At 54.5% G+C, this 20,333-nt stretch carries 14 protein-coding genes; 4 read left to right on the top strand and 10 right to left on the bottom strand.

Annotated features, from left to right (window positions below; all coding sequences use genetic code 11):
* Positions 1-62: 62 nt before the first annotated feature.
* Positions 63-1,826 (bottom strand): S9 family peptidase, encoded by a 1,764-nt coding sequence (locus tag GRAN_RS25115; RefSeq protein ID WP_161571185.1) that lies wholly within the window; start codon positions 1,824-1,826, stop codon positions 63-65.
* A gap of 759 nt (positions 1,827-2,585) precedes the next feature.
* Positions 2,586-3,212 carry an FMN-dependent NADH-azoreductase gene (locus tag GRAN_RS25120; RefSeq protein WP_128915809.1) on the bottom strand — a complete coding sequence of 209 codons (627 nt, stop codon included), beginning with the start codon at positions 3,210-3,212 and terminating at the stop codon, positions 2,586-2,588.
* A 682-nt stretch (positions 3,213-3,894) separates the two neighbouring features.
* Between GRAN_RS25120 and GRAN_RS25125 the strand changes: the two genes are divergently transcribed.
* From GRAN_RS25125 to GRAN_RS25135, 3 genes are all read left to right on the top strand, one after another.
* On the top strand, positions 3,895-4,995 hold the full coding sequence (locus GRAN_RS25125; RefSeq protein WP_161571186.1) for a Gfo/Idh/MocA family protein: 1,101 nt from the start codon (positions 3,895-3,897) through the stop codon (positions 4,993-4,995).
* Positions 4,996-5,464: 469 nt separating this feature from the next.
* Complete coding sequence (locus GRAN_RS25130; protein WP_128915811.1) at positions 5,465-5,887, top strand: GNAT family N-acetyltransferase; 423 nt, start codon at positions 5,465-5,467, stop codon at positions 5,885-5,887.
* A 175-nt stretch (positions 5,888-6,062) separates the two neighbouring features.
* Complete coding sequence (locus GRAN_RS25135) at positions 6,063-7,568, top strand: amidohydrolase family protein (RefSeq protein ID WP_206662858.1); 1,506 nt, start codon at positions 6,063-6,065, stop codon at positions 7,566-7,568.
* A gap of 218 nt (positions 7,569-7,786) precedes the next feature.
* Here the strand turns inward: GRAN_RS25135 and GRAN_RS25140 are convergent, their stop codons facing one another.
* From GRAN_RS25140 to GRAN_RS25170, 7 genes are all read right to left on the bottom strand, one after another.
* Positions 7,787-9,610, bottom strand: coding sequence for a M61 metallopeptidase family protein (locus tag GRAN_RS25140; protein WP_128915812.1), 1,824 nt, complete (start codon positions 9,608-9,610; stop codon positions 7,787-7,789).
* A gap of 824 nt (positions 9,611-10,434) precedes the next feature.
* On the bottom strand, positions 10,435-12,018 hold the full coding sequence (locus GRAN_RS25145; RefSeq protein WP_128915813.1) for a GMC family oxidoreductase: 1,584 nt from the start codon (positions 12,016-12,018) through the stop codon (positions 10,435-10,437).
* Between the two features lie 9 nt (positions 12,019-12,027).
* On the bottom strand, positions 12,028-13,377 hold the full coding sequence (locus tag GRAN_RS25150) for an aldehyde dehydrogenase family protein (RefSeq protein ID WP_206662859.1): 1,350 nt from the start codon (positions 13,375-13,377) through the stop codon (positions 12,028-12,030).
* 124 nt (positions 13,378-13,501) lie between these two features.
* Entirely contained in the window at positions 13,502-13,741 is a 240-nt protein-coding gene (locus tag GRAN_RS25155) for a hypothetical protein (RefSeq protein WP_128915815.1), read from the bottom strand.
* A 157-nt stretch (positions 13,742-13,898) separates the two neighbouring features.
* Positions 13,899-14,897, bottom strand: a complete 999-nt coding sequence (locus tag GRAN_RS25160; RefSeq protein ID WP_128915816.1) for an NAD(P)-dependent oxidoreductase — start codon at positions 14,895-14,897, stop codon at positions 13,899-13,901.
* A gap of 450 nt (positions 14,898-15,347) precedes the next feature.
* Positions 15,348-16,949 (bottom strand): FAD-dependent oxidoreductase, encoded by a 1,602-nt coding sequence (locus tag GRAN_RS25165; RefSeq protein ID WP_128915817.1) that lies wholly within the window; start codon positions 16,947-16,949, stop codon positions 15,348-15,350.
* A 64-nt stretch (positions 16,950-17,013) separates the two neighbouring features.
* Entirely contained in the window at positions 17,014-18,198 is a 1,185-nt protein-coding gene (locus GRAN_RS25170; RefSeq protein ID WP_161571187.1) for an MFS transporter, read from the bottom strand.
* Positions 18,199-18,321: 123 nt separating this feature from the next.
* Here GRAN_RS25170 and GRAN_RS25175 point away from each other — a divergent pair, with 123 nt between their 5' ends.
* A complete protein-coding gene (locus GRAN_RS25175) occupies positions 18,322-18,957 on the top strand; it encodes a TetR/AcrR family transcriptional regulator C-terminal domain-containing protein (protein WP_114210323.1) in 636 nt (211 codons plus the stop codon).
* A gap of 306 nt (positions 18,958-19,263) precedes the next feature.
* Here the strand turns inward: GRAN_RS25175 and GRAN_RS25180 are convergent.
* A partial coding sequence (locus tag GRAN_RS25180; protein WP_128915819.1) for a cupin domain-containing protein occupies positions 19,264-20,333 on the bottom strand: 1,070 nt, incomplete at its 5' end.

Genomic DNA, 20,333 nt, shown 5'->3' on the forward strand with positions numbered 1-20,333 from the left:
GAATGCCGCTGTGTGGTTCCGACGGGGACGTCTGCTCATTCCATCTCCTCTTTCAGGCCATCTTAGGCCACTTCAGACGAGATCCTCCACCTAAGCCCTTGTTCAGTTTCCCCGAGCCACCTCTTATGTCCTTCGCCTGGATAGACCATCAGCTGCGTCGGAGTTCCCACCGTTCGCAAGCCGCGCCAGAACTCGAGACTCTGCTCTGGCGTTGAACCTTGATCCCGTTCTCCCACCACTACCAGTGTCGGTGTCTTCGCCTGCTTGATGAAGCTTGTGGCGGAAAGCTTACTATAAATTGCAGGGTCGTCGTAAGGCGTTCCGCCAAACAAAGACAGGGTGAAGGTTGTGAAGAAGGTCTCCCCGTAAAAACTGGTATAGTTTGCAATGCCCGCCCCCGCTACCGCGGCATGGAAGCGTTGGGTTTGGGTTACACCGAACATGGTCATGCAACCACCATAGCTCCAGCCCAACAGACCCTCCCGGCTCTTGTCGATTGGGTATTTTGCTTCGATCGTGTCGACACCCTTGAGAACATCACGCAGATCACCATATCCAAGGTCCCTGCGATTGGCCAAGGTGAATGCCTCTCCCTGCCCGTAGCTGCCGCGCGGATTCGGAAGAAATAGAAAATATCCCAACCCGGGCCATAAGGAACTAATTCCGCGCCATGCATCGCCATCCCAGCGCGAGCCAATGCTCCACTCAGGGCCGCCGTGAGCCTCGACCAAAAGCGGATAGGTCTTCTTTGGGTCGTAGTCAACGGGAAAACTGAGCCAACCCTGAACGTGAAAGCCTTCGTTCTCCCATTCAACGGAGATCGTGCGCGTTGGAGGTTGTAGACCATCGTGCAGGTGGGTGAACTGTTTCAGCGCCCCCTTACTGACGATGTAAATCTCAGGAGCCACACTGTGACCCTGCATCAGAAAGGCCATGGCCTCATGCGCAGGAGCATAAGAGACGTCAGCAATCGCCGGGCCAGCGGGTCCTTTCGGGCCTCCTCCAGATACGGTGACTTCACCCAGATCTAGGGTGCCATTTTTGGAAGGCTGGTGTTTACTTAAATCCCACTCAACGAGCAGCGTGTGGCCGTTTCGGTTTTCGACTAGGCTGATCTTATCGTTCGTAAGCCACTGCTCATATTGAACGGACCCCTGAAGACCCACCGTAGCGTCCCCAGCCGCAATACCATTCGCACGTTCCTGTGTGTTCGCGACACAAAGGTCGCCTCCGTACGCGACGGGATCGCTCATCAGTCCGCAAACGAAGGCTACCCGTTTGCCATCCGGCGACAACCGCGGAATTGCCATCTGCATTCCATGCAGAGGACCTGAAGTTGCCTGCATTTCCACAAGAACCCGCGTTCGCAGAGTTGGGACGGCAGTACTATCGTCTGCCTTATCGGCCGCATAGAGCTTGGCCTGAGGCCAGCTTGCCTCACCCGGAGGCGGCGCAGCCAGAAAAACGATCTCCCGCGAGTTGGACGCCAGGCCAAACTCATAGACATGCATCGTATCCGGAGTCAGAAAATCACCTCTGCCAGTAGTTGCGTCCGCCTCATACAAACGGGAAATCTCGAGGCCCTCTTCGTCAATCGCGCCTGCAAGCGGTTTCGCCGGATCACCATAACCGGGATCGCGAGTGGCATTTTCTATGAACAGGAAGAGCAGGCTCTTGCCGTCTGAGGACCAGGCGAGATTACTCAGGCCGCCGGTCAGATGCGTCAACTGTCGTACCGTGCCTGTTTCCTTGTCCCAAAGAAAGATCTCCTGCTGCGGTCGCGCGGCTACCCCGCCGAATGCGGCGGACGAAGGACAACTCGCCATGAACGCGAGGGTCGCACTATCGGGCGACCAGATCGGTACATCACTTGAACATCTGACGCCAGCAGTCGAGACTGGAGCTACAACAACTTGATGCCTCGGATCCGACATTTCGTTCACTTGAAGCGTAGTACCGGTAGCCTCCGTCAAAGACCACGCAAGCAACGCACCGTCAGGCGAAAGCGCGACTCTGGTCGGCGTAGGTGCTGAGTCTTCCATACGGGCAAGCTGACGGTTCACAGCCTGATCTACACTGCTACTGCCAAAGGAACGACTCGGGTTAGTCATATGCCGCAGAATAGGGTCTGTTTGAGCGGAAGCAAAGATGGGAAACAACAGCCCGAAGACAGCAATCCATGACCGGAGACTCCGAGCCGAACTGTAAAACATGTACATGAACCCCTTTAGCTTCGTCAAGGTAGGCGCTAACATACCGGGAGCGTAATTGCGGCGTTCCAATGCTTCCAGGATTCGCTGAGGTAGATGCGTCAAAGAATCCAACTACTCAGCAATTCAACCTAGACCAACGTCATCTGCAATGGGCCAGCCATACGCGAATCCGTCCGCCGAAGATAGGCTTCGTTCAAGCCGCATTGTCGCCTATCCATCTGCGGACGACAAGAAGACATCATTGAATGTTTAACCAGTTATGTTTGGCTCAGAAAACTGCAGCATTGAGCTGCGCTTAGCAAATTCTGGAACAGTAGTCTGTCGGGCCGAATGCCTAGAACATCAAGCGGGATACCGCCCTGGTCCAGCCTGTTATGCGATCTGCACGTGCGCTTGCACAGCCTGTATATGAGGGGCTAAGAACGCGCCGCGGTCCAGTCCAGAATTCAGACCCATGGTCCCGCCTGCTGTGATGAACGTCGCGTCGGTTAGTCCGAGGAAGCCAAAAACAGAACGCAGATACGGCTCCACGAAGTTGAAGGAGGCCATCTGTGTCTGCGCATCGTACATGCCACCCGTCGCGATGATGAAGGTCGCCTTCTTCCCTACGATCAAGCCCTTAGGTTTTCCATCCACGTAAGCAAAGGTCTTGCCCCTGCGCGCGATCTGATCGATCCACAGCTTCATCACTGAAGGCACGCCAAAGTTATGCATTGGTACACCGACCACATATTCTTTGGCCTCTTGTAGTTCTGCTAGTAGGGTGTCCGAGAGCGAGAGCACTTCGTTCTGCCGCGGGGTCCGCGCTTCATCTGGCGTGTACATGGCACCAACAAACTCCGCATTGATCGGGGGGATCGCTGAGGCATTGAGATCGCGCTCGATCACCGCTCCGTTCGGGTGAGTATGCTTCCACTGTGCGACAAATGCGCCCGTGAGTTCGCGGGAGACTGACCGGCCGTAGAGGGGGCTGGAATCGATGTGGAGCAAAGTTGACATAAATCTCTCCTGGTGTACAGAGGGTGTCTGAACCGATAGATCTTCGGTTAAGGATCTCTATTATCTTCACGTCAACCTTGGCCGCCCGGAGCGAACATGTATTTGAATGGCTGAAAAGGTATTGTCATTGGCCTTTTTTATCAGGCCCGCAGCGCTATTCTGGGTCCTTGCCTTTCGAGCGTAACCACGGAGCAATGTGATCGACAATCAGCATATCGAAAAACGTCCTACTAGGAACGTTGCGCATTTGCTGCTTGGCGGCCTGTTGGGGGTCTTCGACCTCGCAGCTTGGGGCGGGACGCATCCCACAGCCTCTAGGTGGCCTCTCTCTTAACTCCCTTATTGAGAAAGGATATTTTAGGCGGATCGAACATCATAGCTTGATAATTGATTGATGAGCACCAACCGCCACCGTGTGAAAGCCTCAAGTCAGATTGTCTTGAAATAAAGATCGGATCGAACCGCTATCGGCTTTGACTCATTCTTTCAATCAGATCTGAAATCGCCAAACTAGAAGCTTGGCTGTTTATGGGAGTGAATTGTCAGAAAGCGCTGGGCAGAAGATGAAGTTTCCGTTCGTCTAAACAGAATCTTTTGTCCGCCAGAACTACAGTCGCTCATTACCGGGACGTTGAGATCTTGTAAAGGAGCTGAGCTTTGTTGCCATTAATCGGAGATGAATATGCATAGCCTCACAAGAAGAACGTTCACCAAAAGTGCCGTCGTCGCATCCGCTTCGTTTGCTCTGAAAGGTTTCTCACAAACCGTCTCCTCCCAGCGACAAGTGGGCATTGCCCCGATTGGGCTGGGAAGCATCGCTGAGGTTTTCATGCGTGCGTTGAGCAAGTCTAGAAATGCGAAGCTGACAGGTTTGGTCACTGGCCATCCGGTAGAAAAGGGTAAGAAGTTCGCAGCCATGTATGGTGTCGCTGACAGCTCCATCTACACCTACGAGACCTTCGACAATATTCGCAACAACCACGATATCGATGCCGTTTATGTGGCGTTACCGAACAGCATGCATTGTGAATACACGATCAGGGCAGCTGAAGCGGGCAAGCATGTCTTCTGTGAAAAGCCGATGGCTATCTCGTCCAATGAATGCAAACGTATGATTGATGCGTGTCGCCACGCTGGTGTTAAATTAATGATCGGCTACCGTCTACACCACGAGCCCGTATTTCTGAAGTTGCATGAACTGGTGCGATCTGGAGCCTTGGGGGAGATTCTGCAGTTCCAAGCCGGCTTTTATGGGATGAAAAATAAACAGGAATGGCGGCTGAATCGTGCACTCGCCGGTGGCGGATCCATGTTTGACCTTGGGGTTTACGCACTGAATACAATCCGTTGGTTCGCCGGGGAGGAGCCAGTGGACTTCAGGACTCTGGTGGCGACGCGAGATAAGACTGGGAAGTTTGACTCGGTGGAAGAAACCGTCAATTGTCTTTTGAGGTTTCCATCCGGCATCCTTGCGGAATGCGGAAGTTCTTACGGACAGAGTGGTACAAACTATTTCCAGATCAACGGAACTACAGGACACGTTCGGGTAGAGCCGGCATTCAGTTACGGAGACTCAATCCTCAAATACGAGGGGAAGACCGAGTCGGGCGATCTCGCTGGCAGCGGTGCTGTATACGATCCCGACCAGTTCGTCACTGAAGTTACACACTTTGCAAATTCCATTCTACAAAACACCGAGCCAGCAACTCCGGGCGAGGAAGGCATGAAGGATTTACTGTCGATTGAAGAGATATATAAGGCGGCCGGAAGTTTGCAAGCTTAAAAGATGCCGGGTCTGCCTGTGGTGCCATCGCGGAGGCACATCGCGGCCGAGCCATTTCAGGCACTTGCCGGAGCGACATTGAGGACCCAAGGGATGCGATCTTCACGCTACGTGAAAGCCTTGCAGGTGGTAGCGATCCAGCTGTGAATATCAGTTCGAGTCTATTCGTTTCGGTGGGTGAATATCGCACAGGCAAAAAAGGTCGTTGGCCAGGCACCATATGGGCCCAGTGTGTCCTGAGCCTGTTGGGCGCGTTGCTCCTCGTCTGGCCACTGTACAGCAGGCTCTATCCGTTTTCCCCATGGCCAAAACTGCTTTGGCCACTGACCGTCGGAGCTTGGATTGTCTTGGGTGGGACTTTGGCGCTTCTAAATTCATCTTGGACGAGCGCCGATCGAGTAGGACTGCCTTCCTAAGCTGACATACACGATGGCAGAACCCCATCCCGATTGCTAAGGAGCCAGTGCTGATGATTGACCCCGAAATTCATTATGCCGTTGAGCCACGTCTCCCTGTCTCAGACTTTAAAAAACTCTTGATTTCTTCCGGCTTAGGAGCGTCCAGGCCAGTGGCGGATGAAGAGCGTTTGTCGACGATCCTACTAAATTCATTCCTGCTTCTGACCGCCCGGACGAAGGAACCGGACAACCGGTTGGTAGGAATAGCACGGGGAATCAGTGATGCGAGCTGGTGTTGCTACCTTTCAGAACTAGCCGTTTGTAGTTCCATGCAAAGCAGGGGAATAGGCAAAGGCTTGCTAATGGAAGCAAAGAGAGTTCTTGGGCCAGAGATTTCTTTAATCTTGGTCTCAGTGCCGGAAGCTTCAAAGTTCCACGGGAACACTGGAATGGCGAAGATCGCTGACGCTTTCTGGTTCAAGCGCGAACGGTAATAAGCGGGCCGCCGGCACCAAGTTTCAACATAGGAGGCAAATAGATCATCCCCCCAGAGCGTATCGTCCGCGAACATCTTCTGCCAATTGTCGATTAGACGCGGACATCATATAACAAGAGGCCGCGTCCTTTAGGTTCGGCCCGTGTCCAATGCCCAGGAGCAAGACAAGCATAATGAAGATATCAACGAAACATATCAGAATGTCGTCTGTGGCACTGCTAAGCTTTTTCCCTTGGATGCCTGCTTTGCCACAGGGTGTCGGCTCACCGTCCGCCTCCCCTGAATTGCGGCGTTTTATCAAGTTCGACGCCTCCGGTTCAAACGATGAGATTCGTCTCTTGCACATTCGCGTAGTGGATGGCACTGGCGGAGTTGCAAAGCAAAATCAAACGGTCACCATTCGTGGCGGAAAGATTGCGGACATCCATGACACAACATCGTCGGAACAAGCAGATGGAAAAACTGCTCTCGACATGACGGGACGGACAGTGCTACCCGGTCTCATAGGCATGCACGATCACCTCTTCTATGTCGCGCGTGCGTTAGACAACGCCGAGCATACATCGACTTTTCCGACCGTGTTACCACAGATGACCTACTCCGCACCGAGACTGTATCTCGCGAACGGTGTGACAACAGCCCGGACAACCGGTTCGATGGAGCCATATACCGATCTCAATCTTCGTGACGCGATCGAAGCCCTCCAGATTCCCGGGCCCCACCTCGATGTCACCGGTCCGTATATCCAAGGCGAAGGAAACCGATTTCTTCAGATGCATACGCTACATGGTCCTGAAGAGACGCGCAAGATGATCGACTATTGGGCTGATCAAGGGGTGACGAGCTTCAAGGCCTACACCAATCTTACCCGCGCCGAGTTGAAAGCTGCCATCGATGAAGCCCATGCTCGAGGTCGCAAAATCACAGGACATCTCTGCTCCGTCACCTACCCCGAAGCGGCGGAGATGGGAATTGACAATCTAGAACACGGTTTCGTGGTCAACACACAGTTGGACCCGGGGAAGCAGCCCGATGTGTGCCCCGCAACAGCTGGTACCGCCACCCAGAAGCTAATGGCGCCCGACAGCGCAGAAGCGACCGCGTTGATTGCGCTCCTCGTTCAACACCATGTGGCCCTTACCAGTACATTGCCGGTGGAAGAAGTCGACGGCATTGGTAATCCACCCTTGCGTCAACGGGCGCTAGATATGTTGTCGCCACAAGCACGAGAGACCTACCTCTATGAGCGCAACGCACAGATGACATCCCGTCGTGATATCTATCAGCGCTATCAAGCTCTGTTCAGGAGAGAGGAGGAGTTTGAACGCCGCTTCGTCGATGCCGGTGGCCTTCTGCTCGCAGGCCCTGACCCTACATCGGACGGTCACATCATTCCCGGATTCGGCGATCAGCGGGAAGTCGAACTTTTGGTAGATGCTGGCTTCTCTCCTTTGGAGGCGGTCAAAATTGCCACCCTAAATGGGGCGATCTATCTCGGTAAGGCTGATCGCCTCGGATCTGTCGTGGTCGGTAAGAATGCTGATCTCATGATCGTTCGTGGAGACCCGAGTGCAAAAATAGAAGACATTGAAAACACCGAATGGGTCGTTCAGGACGGTCGTGTTCTTGACTCCGCTGGTTTACTGGATTCAGTAAAAGGCTCGTACGGATTGTATTGAATCACACAGTGCACATCTAGGCCGGGGCGATGTGCCCGTCGGCACTCCGGTTCCGATGGGTGCTCCGTCCATCGCGACGAGCCAGTTGAGAGGGGACGTTGACACGATCGAGTAGCGTATGAGCTTCCGGGTCATAAATACAGTGACGACTTCGATTTCCCGACCATGTTGTTGGTGGATGATCACGGCCACAATATAACGCGATTTTACTAATGGGATCAGGACGGTTTACGACACGATGAGATCGAACCCTCTCGCGATGAAAGACTCCACTGCATCCCAGGATAAAAGCCCAGGTGGGGATCGTAAGTGACGGATTTCGGAACGGTATCGTGCAATACATGCAGAGTGATCGCGCCTCCGAAGCTCCTGTACGAGGGGTTTAGATCGAAGCTCTGTGTGAGGGTATCGCCGTCGCGCAGTCCCGCTCTTGCAGCAGCGGATCCGGGCTGGACCTGCTCTACTTCAAAACCGGTGTTCAAGAGCTCCGGTTTCAAAAAGCCGAGTTCGAAAAACCCGGTGCTTATTAGGGCACTCTTCACAGAATCACCAAAGGCACCCGCTGGAAGCATCAGCCCTCCTTGAAGCATGAAAGTCCAATCCGAAACAGCCCATTCTCCTACGCGGCTCGCCAGAACTTCTCTCCAGACCTGATTGTTAGCTGGAGTTCCCAGGCGAATGCGCCTGCTTGTCTCATTCACTAGGTCTAGTACATCGATCTGTGCGTGATGCTCCTTCAGCTTCGCATCAAGATCGGCAAAGTAAAGCGCCCCGCGTGCATAAGGAACCGTCCATGCGTTTCTTCCAGACCACATGATCTTCGTAAGGTTTTGGTTGGGCACGTTCCGCAACGCGTTGGTGTAGTACATGGCTGCTTCTTGGTTGATGACGGTGACATAGTCGCACGAGTCGAAGAGTCCCGCCTTGCGGGGAAGCACAATCGCAAAATAATCCGCTGTGCCCTCCGTATACCAGTCGCCCTCGTCCCCCGGAGCGTCATCGAGATCCTTGATCAAGGAATGAACCATCTCATGGGCGATCAGGCTGTGCAGTGCCAATGGGTCCGGGTTCGTTCCGACAGGCATGTAGAGCATGAAGGTTCCCACGTCAGCACGACCGCTAGTGATCGGTCCACCTGCATAAGACCGGATGAGGAAACGAAACGGCTCGCCGGCAGCTCCATGGAATGCCGTGCGTTCGGCGTCGTAAGCCTTCGAGGCCCAACGGGCAATTTGCGCAAGCGCCTCCGAAGGCAATCCCAGAGCATAGAAGCTGATGCCGCCTTGAGAAAGAGGAGATGGGTAGGTCTCAAGTGGACCGGCGAGGAATAACATTGTTCGTAAGGCTTTCAGCGTAATGCGCCGGCTGAAGTCTCCCAAGGCATAGCTGGACACTGCCGTTTGGCCCGCAGGGAGATCCCAATGGACGTGCAGCTCAAAATTTCCTTGCAAGAGCGGAGCAAGGAGGAAGCTGACAAATGCCCCGGAAACACCTTTCCCAGCCGCCTGTAGGTCGATGTGAGGCCCGCGCTTGCTCGTAAGTGGCGCCGCAACGGGGACGAAGTAGGACACATGGAACGATCCCCGCACTGGACGCGTGGTCTGCCATACCTGATTCTGAGCATCGCCAGCCCTTTGCTCAGTGGGAAGACGGAAGGTTATGGGGCCGGTCGCGTCTTCCGCAACGAGATCGGTCACCTGATCCTGCGTACGTTGGAGGGCAGGCTGCAACGTGTCGAAATGAAGAGATAGCGGCGCACTGCGCCGCTTTGAGCGGCCCATAAGCTCGTAACTCACACGCATGCCTTCGACCTGTCCTGATGCGTCCCGCTGCGGTTTCAGGGTTAGTCGAAGAATGGTGTTGGGGGCTTTCTGGTTTGCATCCTGGGCGGAACACGAAGTCACCAGGAGTACGGCGACCGCACCCATCCTGAGAAAGAATGTTAGGCCGGAGAAGCTGCTGGGGAAAAACTTCACTCTCGCAGTATAAGGCTGGTCTCGCTTCACATTGGCGTCTGGGTAAAACGCAGGATCAGTCCTCATAAGCGCCTCTCACGCCAGCTGATCATTGTCGCCGTTGAGGCTGGGGGTTTGTGGAGCAAGCGCTCTTCGGTCTTCCAAGCGCGTTGCGCGGCAAATCCATAGCCTGGCTTAGGGAAGCCCTTGCTCTCGGTGCTTACATCGCTTTCCCTATGCACCGGCCCATGCGGATCGGGCGCTAGGTCGGCACCCCTCGCAGGCCACCCAACTGTGCAGCGAGGAGGCGACACTCGTGATCACCAAACCCAACTGCTTGACCCGCAATGTCCGTTTCACCTCATGGCTTATCGTCAAGCGACACTAAGATCCGGCATTGGGCATACCGGCGGCCAGGGGTTCCAGTATTCTCGACAGCGGGTGATGCGGCCGCCTTGCGTCTCGATGATCGCGAAGGATGGCTGTCCGTAAGGAGTGCCGCTTTGCAGCCAGGGGCCCGCCAGATTGAATTCGACGATGACGGCCCTGCGTTCGTCGCAACGCTAAACGTGCTGAGCCTGCGTATGTTCTATAGTGGGCTTTAGCTTTGTGTCGATGAGATGCCGGATGAGCGTGTCCCTTCCGAGCATCAGTACGAATCCCTCCGGAGCATTGGGGTGCTCGATCTCGACATTCTCCGACAGCATCGTAGGGAAGTTCGGACTGTCTTTGACCAGTCGCCGAGTACAGACCTGTGCATGGCCGTGAAGGCAGGCTTTAAATCAGTATCCGATGATGACATCATATCTCCCTCATTGCTAGTGCTTAGCGCCGGCTAAATAAGCACCTGCGAACATCATCTTCAGATCTATGTCGGGCACTCTCACCCTGTCATGATTGATCCGTGCCTTTCACAACCCGTGTTTGGCCCTTAGTAGTTCTCCGGCCCGCTCGCCAATCACCACACAAGGTGCCATGGTGTTGCCTGTCGTAACTCGCGGCAACACCGATGCGTCAGCGATACGTAGCCGATCGATTCCATATACCTTCAACTCAGCGTCCACAACGGAAAGAGGATCACGTCCCATCTTTGCGGTGCAGCTTTGGTGCCAGTAGGTTCCCGCGTTCTCACGAACGAAACGCCGTATCTCGTTGTCGGTTGAGCCAATTGGCAGAAGTTCGCGCCCAATAAACGGCCGGAGCGCATCGGCCCCGGCCAGTTCGCGGCACAGTTTCACAGCACGGACGGCGCATGCTACATCGTCGGGATGAGACAGGGAACCTGCAACGATTTCAAGTGGATCGTCGACGTTGGGTCCGGTCAGCTTGAGGTGCCCGCGGCTCTGCGGACGGAGAATCCCAGGGGCTAAGGACCACCAAGACTCTGGTGGGAGATTGACTTTCTTCATGGCAGCCTTCACATTCCCGTTGCTTGATTGCAAAATCTGGATATCGGGACATTCGAGCCCTGGACGGCCCTTCCATTGCAAGACCGCTCTGCTGGCATTCGGCTCCGAACCCTCTTGCCGATACTCCCAGACACAGCCAAAGAGAAGGAGATGATCCTGAAAGTTCTTGCCCACGCCAGGCAGATGTTGCACCACCTCAATGTTGAAAAGTTTCAGCTCGGCTTCGTCCCCGATGCCGGACTGCATTAGTAGCTTTGGAGTATTAATGGCGCCAAGGGATAGTACAACCTCATTGCGAGCCTGAACTCGGTGGAGCTTTCCTCTGAGCAGGAACTCAACTCCAACTGCATTCTTGCCCTCAAGTATCAGCCGAGTCACCAGTGCTTCCGTAACGACGGTGAGATTGGGTCTATCCATCCATGGGACGACGTACGAACGGAACATGGATTGACGCGTACCATCTCGAACGATCACGTCCATTATTGCGGCACCACCCTCGCCCTCCGTCATGCGGCCGTTCGGGTTGTCGAACGTCGGGATGCCAATCGACTTTGCCGCTTGCACAAGTACGGGAGTGGAATGGGCGGGATCCGAGGCCGGTTCAACATGAACTGGGCCCCCCTTGCCTCGATAGTTCGGGTCCTGCGCGCCCTTCCAATCTTCAATCTTGCGGTAGAGTGCTGAGATGGCGGAGTAGCTCCAGCGTTCATCGCCTGTCTCGGATGCGAAGAGGTCCCAATCAGCTCGGTGACCATGCGACCAAAGCATTGCATTGATACTGGAGCCGCCGCCTAAAACCTTACCCATAGACAAGGGCAAGGAGCGTCCATTGACCGCAGGGTTGGGCTCAGCATGAAAATTCCAATCGCGCTCGCTATGTAGATTTTCGCCCCAGAGCCCGGGATCATTCACACTTGGCACATCGTCCGTCCCACCGGCCTCGAGTAGAAGGACGCGAACATCGGAGTTTTCAGCCAACCGTCGAGCGATCACGGAACCGGAACTGCCAGCTCCACAAACAATGAAATCGTAGTTTGCAGAAAGATTAGGTTTCGGCTTCTTCTGAATATCGCTATCGAATAACATTGAGTAGTCCTATTTTGCGATGTGAATGACGTGCAGTTGCGTACATTCTTCTAAGCCCCGTGAACTAAGTTCAACGCCAAAGCCGGACTGCTTCGCTCCCCCAAACGGTGCATCCACATTGGGCGCAGGGACTTGATTGATCCATACGGAACCGCTTTTGATGCGGCCCGCGACATGAGTCGCGCGGTCTAAATCCGCGGACCACACTGTCGCGCCCAATCCAAAGGGCGTTGCATTTGCACGAGCTACGGCATCCTCGAGGTTCGTGTATTTGAGAATGGGAAGTACGGGACCGAACTGCTCCTCTTGAACGAGCGGCGAGTCGTCAGCAATATCGCGCACGATCGTCGGAGCCACAAAATAACCGGGACCGGGTGGCAGCTTACCTTCTCCCACAATCGTGCCGTTCTTCCTGGCATCCTCGATTAAGCCCCTGACCCGGTCGAACTGCGACTTGTTTTGCAACGGGCCGAACTCCGTCCTTTCATCGAGACCGTTCCCGACAACGGCCTTCCGGGCGAGCGCCCCCAGTTCCTCGCACATTCTGTCGTAAATACACTCGTGCACGTAGACCCGCTTAATGGCAAAACAGATTTGTCCAGAGTTCCCCATGGCACCAGCGAAGATCTTCGGCGCTATTTCGGCGGGATCGACATCGTCCAGAACGATTGCCGGATCATTGCCTCCAAGTTCAAGCTCAAGCCGCTTCAGCGTACCGGCAGCGCTTTCCATCACTTTTTTGCCCGTCGCAGTGGAACCCGTGAACGCGATCTTTGCTACATTCGAGTGACTAGTCAGAGATGCTCCGAGTTCGTTTCGACCTGTGATGACATTGACAACCCCGGCCGGGAAAATTTCCGCGCATACTTCTCCCAAGAGGAGAGTGGTCAGGGGAGTCGTGGGAGCTGGCTTGATAACGAGCGTGTTTCCAGTAACTAGGGAAGGCGCTACTTTGTTGATCAAAAGGAGAATAGGGACGTTCCATGGCGTGATCGCGGCTACAACACCGAGCGGTGTTCGCTGCTCGATGATCCTCCGAGAATCATCATCCTTCAAGACTCTTGGCGCCAGATCGAATAGTGCGAAGTATCGAATTCTTTTGATGGCCTCCATGATTTCGGCGCAAGATCTGGTAAGCGGCATGCCTTGTTCCTGTGTGAGCAATTTGGCAAACTCCATTAGACGGCCCTCCAGACGAGAGGCAAGTTCTCTTAGGAGCTCCGACCGTTCGGCCATACAGCGGGCTGACCACGTGGAAAAAGCCCGATGCGCTGCGGACACGGCTGAGTTCAGTTGAGCTTCATCGGCGCACGGCGCGTTTGCGATCACCTCTTCGGTTGCCGGGTTTAAGACGGCCATATGCGAAGCTCCTTGAACCAACTGTCCGTCGATGAGAAGGCTGTAATGGCGCATGCTTTACCCGAAATAGCGAAAGTGTTGCTAGTTGAGGACCTTCTATCGGCCCTTTGTGACCTGTCATGGGTTATCTGCAGTGGACTGCTTCTTGCAGCAAGGCTTGGGTGCGTTCATTGAGGAGATCGTCGAGTGTACATGAGAGCTGGACCATCTCCAGGCTGAAATATTGCCAAATTAGCTTAGCCATCACTTCAATCCCCCGTTTGGCTGTCCGATACGCTGCAGACACGTCTTCAATTAGTTGAGCTTTATAGGCACCTGGTGCGTTTGCGATCACTTCTTCGTTTGACGGTTCTGATATAGCCATATACGAAACGCCTTGAACCGATTGCTCTTCGATAAAGAACTTGTAGTTAGAAGCAGTCCGAAGGGAGCTGCGAACTGAAGATCGGCCTGGACACATAGATTTGGATTCTCTATATCCAATGCGTCTTACTACATATCTCCATCTCTAGAGGTCTCAATCACGCTTCGACGAGAATTGACTCAAGACGGTGTCGGGGTGATCTTGGCTCGTTGAGAAGAGTGGGAAATTTCTCTTTCCTATCGAACGATTTCAAAATCCCATCGATCAGCTCAACGGTGCCGCGTAGCATGTTGTCCGTGAACCCAGCACGGTGGGGAGTAACAACCGTTTGCGACAGGCTAACTAACGGATCTCTTGGCGAGATGGGCTCGTCGCGAAGAACATCCAGCGCTGCTGCCCTGACCTGGCCTGCTAGAATGGCTTTTCGCAACGCTTGTTCGTCGATCAGCGACCCGCGAGCAACATTCACAAAGAAAACGCCGCGCTTCATAGACGCAAACATTTTTTCGTTGAATATCCCCTGATTACTGCGATCTGCGCGCACACAGACGACCACGATGTCTGCATCTCCTAGAATCAACGGAAGCCCCTCCAGGCCGTGTACGGGAATGTTAAGTTCTGCCTTCTCCGGCGATCGTGTTACTGCAACTATTTCGCAGCCGAAGGGCAGCAGCCTTTCGATGAGAGCCCGCCCGATTGCCCCTAAGCCGAAGATGCATACTCTTTTACCCCGAAGCCCGTAAGAGATCGGCAATGCCTCGCCGCGCGCTTGTGCAACAGAATCTATTGCCCCCAAAAGGTTGCGTGAAAGCGTGAGGATCTCCATCAAGGCAAACTCGGCCACTGACTCTGCATTTCCTGTGCGATCTGAAGGCGCGTAGGACACCCAGATTCCCTGACTAGTAGCGAAGTCGACATCAATCTGCTCATATCCCGAGGAGAGGGTCTGGATCAGTTTCAAATTTGGGTACAGGCCTATATCTGACGCCTTCAGGGGAGCGAATGTCAGAAGCACTTCATAATTTTCTGCTGCAGATCCACCAGCGTGAACATCAAGCAGATGGATATGGTCCTGTCGCCGCACGGTGCTGAGCCCGCGGCAGACTTCCTGTTCAAAAACACGAAATTGTCTTAGAGAGACAAGAGCAATGTTCACGTATTACCTTTCACCCAAGAATTAATCTCCTCACGTTACCTCGCCGGTATCGGGACTCTTTTCAGTAGATGCAATAGGAATTGGATGTTAAAGTGCAGTTCTTGCCAAATGTGCCTCTGATTCCGTCAACGGTTGCGTTATGAGTTGTGAGTCATATCGAAGTTGAGCGAGACATACTTGCAAGGAAGACCGAGACAGTGTCTGGATCCTTGGTTACGTAGAGGCCAGGGCACAAGAAGGCCCTCTGCCATCTCAGCTGTTGGGGAGTATGAACCTCGCACGCAGAATCCTCAACGATCGCTCTTATAGGATGGTCGCTCATCTTGAGCGAAGGACTCAAACTATCTGCGGGCCGGATCTACTGGTAGACGCCGAATCGCCAGAGCATAAAAGTTCGACCAGGAAGACCCCAGACGTCTGTAGCCGAGCCGCGTGCACTTCATGGACTTATCAATTCGTTTCCGCACGACCTGCCCATGTCTGAAGAGCGGCCGATAGCTTTTCTGGGTCAACTTGGTCATCAGTGCGGCTGACCCACACAATAACGCCGTCCGGTCGGACGAGCATAGCTGATGCTCCCGTCACTTGCATATCGGAGCGGTCATCGATGAAGATGGTTCGATCTTTCCATGGTGCGGCTGCGGCAATAAAGACAGCGCCAATAGACCGGTCAAGGAGCACAAACTTTCCGGAAGTGAAGGCGGAACGCAAAGACACTCCGTTTGCGAGTGCCACGTCTGGAATCAAGCGACCCAGCAAAGGGTCGCTGGCTGGCTTATGACTTTCCGGGAGGTCGACACGCTGCAGCACGCCAGAGATTTTGTTTACGATCGCCGTCATGCCATCGCGGGTACCCATCAGATCAGCGACCACATGGCGTAATGGCCCGACTTTAGGGTCCGGCCGCATGAGGGCCACCTGTCCACGGGTCCACTCCAGCACCTCTGCGCCGATGGGGTGTCGTTCTGCCTGGTAGGTGTCCAGCAAGCCCTCCGGGGCCCAACCCGCAATGGTGGCCGCGAGCTTCCAGCCAAGGTTTGCGGCGTCCCCCATGCCAAGGTTCAGGCCCTGTCCGCTAAATGGTGAGTGAACGTGGGCGGCATCACCTGCGAGCAACACGCGGCCTTTGCGATATACGCTGACCTGCCGGGCATTGTCAGTCCAGCGCGTCGCCTGACCATGCAATTTGGTCACCTTAACGTCGGTCCCGGAGGTGCGTTGCAGCGAGGCTTGTATCTCATCCGCGGTGACCTCGCTGCTGCGATCGGCAGGAGGGCCGTCGAACTCCACCGTCAAAACAATGCCGGGAAGTGGACCATATCTGTAGACACCCTTCAACGACCAGTTCCAACCGAATTTGAGCTTAGACACATCGTCGAGATCCACCACGGCCTGTCGGCCCGTGATCTCTGGATCGCTGCCCGGGAAATCAAAACCCAGCGAGCGTCGCACAACACTGCGGCCGCCATCACAGCCTACAACGTAGCGCGTAGAAACATCCCCGGCATCGGTGTGCACTGTGACACTGTCCTCGGTCTGCTCGACGCCGGTGACCTCGACCCCTCGAAGAATAGGGACGTTAAGGTTTGTAGCATGCTCACACAAAAGCGCCTCTATCTCACGCTGAACTATGAGCGTGGCGTCCGACGCTTCATTGTGGCCGGCTATGTCCGGGTTGTCGGCGTCCAGCTTCTCATTATCGAGAGCGATGGCGGAAAAGTGCCCTGCGCGTACTGCCTTGCGGCTCGCGAATTGAAGGGCCTGCTCTGGAGCTACACCGATAGAAGTCGCCATCACCTTGGCCAGTTCCGCGATTCCGCGACGATGAGCTTCCCGCGCTCTGTCGAGTAGGCCACGCCGCGCAAGAATCTCCGCGCTCGCGATGTTGATCGATCCGGCCTTGATTGTGTCGCTGGTCTTTATGGTACGTTCCAGCACCTGCACGGATATTCCGCCGAGCGCAAGCTCGGAAGCAAGCAACATGCCGACGGGACCTGCCCCAACGATCACTACATCGGACGTGCTCAAATGGGCCGCTGTCTCGTGTTGCATAGATCCCTCCAGAATGAATTAAAGTTCAATGATGCATGTGGAAGATTGACCGACGCGGCACGCTCTACGCGTTGGCTCCGTCGTTCTCCGGCTCCCTGCGAAACATCAGGCAGAGGCCAAAAACATTCATCATGGCTGGGAACAATCCCCAAAACGCAAGAGTAGAGCTTGCCAGCAAGGCCGTACTGACTAGGGGCGATACGATCTGTGTGAAGGATTGAAGCGCCTGCGTGACACCAATGACGCCACCACGTTCTTGTGGCGGTACGTCGCCCGCAATCGCACTCAGCAGGACCGGCCGCAGAACGCCGCTACCAAAGCTACTGAGGGCGCCTGCAAGCAATATCCACCAGGGATTATGGACCAAGCAAAGCACACCATAACCGACGAAGCTGGTGACGAACCCTGCCATCGCAGTTCGGCGCGCGCCCAACGTCTCGGTCATCTTTCCGATGCAAAATAGTTGCGTGATGATCCCGACGAGGCCGAAGTAAGCGAAGGCGTATCCGACTTGGCGGGCATTCATTGGATTGCCGGCCACACGGAACCGGCGTTCGGCAAATAACGCGAAGCCGGCGATATAGGCCGCAAACGAGATGTAGTACAGAAAGATGCGCAGAAAGTTTGCCTGCAGAGAGGATTTACGAAAGTACGTGATCGCAGCACTCAGGAAAGAGGGTGGCTGCTGTTCAGGCTGCTTCTTCCAAGAGCCTTCCTGCGGAAGCAGGAATGCCGTCGCTATGATGCTGAGAAGAGACAACAGGGCAGCGAGCAAAATGGGAGGGCGACAGCCAAAGCGGTAAAGGACGGCAGTCAGAGCCGGTCCGATGAAGAATCCGACGCCAAACGCAACGCTGATCTTCCCAAGTGCCTTCGGCCGTTCCTGCGGTGTAGCGATGTCGGAGATGTAAGCCTGAGCGATGGAGATGTTGCCAGCCGTAACGCCATCGATGATTCTCGCCAGAAAGATCCATTTTAACGACGGAGCAAACGCCAGTACGAGGAAGCCAGCACAGGTGCCCATCTGGCTTAACAGCAGGATGGGCTTTCTGCCGTAGCGGTCGCTCCACCGCCCGAGGATGGGCCCCGAGACAAGTTGGCAGGCTCCATAGACCGCGACAAGTAAGCCGACCGTCTTGGCGCCCGCACCGAAGTGTTCTGAATAGAAAGGCAAGAGCGGAAGGATGATAGTAAGCCCAAGCACATCAATCAGCACGATCAGGAAGATCGCGGCGAGCCTAGAATCCATGCTGCCAATCTTGAAGCGATTATTATTCAACGTTGACATGCCATCCACTCTTAATGGGTTTTACGAAATCCCGCCTATTCTCTATCGGTGATAGATGCGTTTAGCAGTGCTAAAGTTTCTCTCATGGCGAAAATTCGACGGGAAGAAGTGATTGCTGCCGCCCTCGATCTACTGAACGAAGTGGGGTTGGATGCGCTGAGTACCAGGCGGCTGGCTCAGCGGCTCCGGGTCGAGTCCCCCACTCTTTACTGGCATTTCCACGATAAGGCTTCTTTACTCAGCGAGATGTCGGATTTCGTGATGGCATCGCGGCACAATACACCTGTTCCTAAGGAGAAGCATCGGTGGCCTGAGTGGTTTTCACAGAATGCAAGAGACTTCAGGAACGCCCTTCTTGCCTATCGTGACGGAGCAAGGCTTCATGCCGGTTCCAGACCGAGTGAGATCGAACTGCACCGCGTAGAAATCAAGATTCAATACCTCATGAGCGGGGGGATGCCAAGAGACGAAGCTCTAATGGCGCTGCTTGCAGCAGGTCAATTCACGCTGGGTTGCGTCATGGAGGAGCAGGCTCGCCAGCACGTGGAGACTCATGAGACTGGCAGCCAACTTCCTGTTGCCACGCGACCCACCAACGACCTTGCTCATGTTGTCGACCTGGTTGCGACAGATGGAAGTATAGCTTTTGAATTCGGCTTGAAACTGTTGGTTGACGGTTTACGCAAACGAACTCATGAGCGGGCCGCTAGCCAAAGGTAGATTCGCGAGCTGACATTAGCGAAATTATCCTTGACGCTTTTGTCGTACCTTTTAGAACCACTTCTCTTGTTCGGGATTATGCTTGTTATCGACCTTGTCTACTTCATGCGGAGCGACGATTATCACCTTGCAAATATATATCCACGATCAAGCGAAGACAGGCTTTAGGTGCTGGCCCACCGCTACCGGAGGAAAATCGCTAGCGATCAAGTCGAACTCCGATGCAGTCGACACAAATGCCCTCGTCCTCCCTGCTCTTCCTCCAGCAGGATGAGGCCGCAAGAGACAAAGGAGCCAGCCGGACATTCAGTTCCGGACAGAACTCATGTACTTGCGTGGGTACTCGCCCGTGCTTCGTTTGAAGGCTGTGCTAAACGCACTGGAGGATTTGTAGCCTACGGTGTCAGCAATATGAGTGAGAGGATGTTCCCCACTTCTCAACAGCTCTTTGGCCAAAGCTATTCTCCAGCGAATCAGGTAATCAACGGGGGGAGTACCGACAACCTTCCGGAAGCGCGCTGCAAACACGGAGCGTGACAGTCCTGCGATTGAAGCAAGACTGTCGATCTTCCAAGGCATAGATACTTCCTTTTGCATAGCCCGTAGTGCGACTGCAAGTTGAGGATCCGATAAGCCGGCGAGCAGACCGCTTATGTCATGTTCAGGGCTCGAGATTAAGCAACGGAGAACCCGCATAAGAAGGATGTCCAGGAATCGTGAGAGAACGAGAGTTCGGCCAGGAAGCTGTTGACTCGCTTCTTCCGACACGAGTTGCAGGAGTAAGCGGAACTGTGACGCATCAGCGTCCGAAGTCGCGACATGGACCACAGGAAGTAGCAGGTCGGTCAGCAGGTCCGGGTTGTCGGGATTGAGCAGAAAATAACCTGGCATGATCCTCACTGAACAATGCTGCCCATCACCAACCACCAGACAGTCGCTTGTTGCGGCTGCTAACGCCGGCTCCGCTTTCAGAGGTGAGACGTTCACATCGCTTGCAAGCGAGTAGTCCGAGGGTCGCGATAGAAAGAGGAAATCGCCAGCTTCGAGCAAGACGTTGGCCGCACCCTCTTTGATCAGTAAACAACTGCCGGCGAGGATCAGTCCAAAGTTTATGGATGGGTACCGAGCGAAATTTCTTGGACTCATCGCCATTCGTCGAGCGAGACTGGACACCGATAAGTCTTTGTCAAGATTGTCCGCCATCCAGACGAGGAGGTTGCCGATCGATTTTTGTGCCAGCAATGTCGTGCTCAATTGTGGTTGGGTACTTGATCGGCGGAGAAACAATAGCAAATGTTTCGCAGCTTCCGCGGCAGCGTTGGTTCCTAGGTCCTCTTCCACCAGCGCAAGAGCAAGATCGATCGCAGAAGTGCCAC

Source organism: Granulicella sibirica (assembly GCF_004115155.1).
GTDB lineage: Bacteria > Acidobacteriota > Terriglobia > Terriglobales > Acidobacteriaceae > Edaphobacter > Edaphobacter sibiricus.

Coding starts and splice junctions, on each gene's coding strand:
- GRAN_RS25115 (WP_161571185.1), bottom strand. CDS start 1,826: ATGGCGAGTTGTCCTTCGTCCGCCGCATTCGGCGGGGTAGCCGCGCGA.
- GRAN_RS25120 (WP_128915809.1), bottom strand. CDS start 3,212: ATGTCAACTTTGCTCCACATCGATTCCAGCCCCCTCTACGGCCGGTCA.
- GRAN_RS25125 (WP_161571186.1), top strand. CDS start 3,895: ATGCATAGCCTCACAAGAAGAACGTTCACCAAAAGTGCCGTCGTCGCA.
- GRAN_RS25130 (WP_128915811.1), top strand. CDS start 5,465: ATGATTGACCCCGAAATTCATTATGCCGTTGAGCCACGTCTCCCTGTC.
- GRAN_RS25135 (WP_206662858.1), top strand. CDS start 6,063: ATGAAGATATCAACGAAACATATCAGAATGTCGTCTGTGGCACTGCTA.
- GRAN_RS25140 (WP_128915812.1), bottom strand. CDS start 9,610: ATGAGGACTGATCCTGCGTTTTACCCAGACGCCAATGTGAAGCGAGAC.
- GRAN_RS25145 (WP_128915813.1), bottom strand. CDS start 12,018: ATGTTATTCGATAGCGATATTCAGAAGAAGCCGAAACCTAATCTTTCT.
- GRAN_RS25150 (WP_206662859.1), bottom strand. CDS start 13,377: ATGGCCGTCTTAAACCCGGCAACCGAAGAGGTGATCGCAAACGCGCCG.
- GRAN_RS25155 (WP_128915815.1), bottom strand. CDS start 13,741: ATGGCTATATCAGAACCGTCAAACGAAGAAGTGATCGCAAACGCACCA.
- GRAN_RS25165 (WP_128915817.1), bottom strand. CDS start 16,949: ATGCAACACGAGACAGCGGCCCATTTGAGCACGTCCGATGTAGTGATC.
- GRAN_RS25170 (WP_161571187.1), bottom strand. CDS start 18,198: ATGGATTCTAGGCTCGCCGCGATCTTCCTGATCGTGCTGATTGATGTG.
- GRAN_RS25175 (WP_114210323.1), top strand. CDS start 18,322: ATGGCGAAAATTCGACGGGAAGAAGTGATTGCTGCCGCCCTCGATCTA.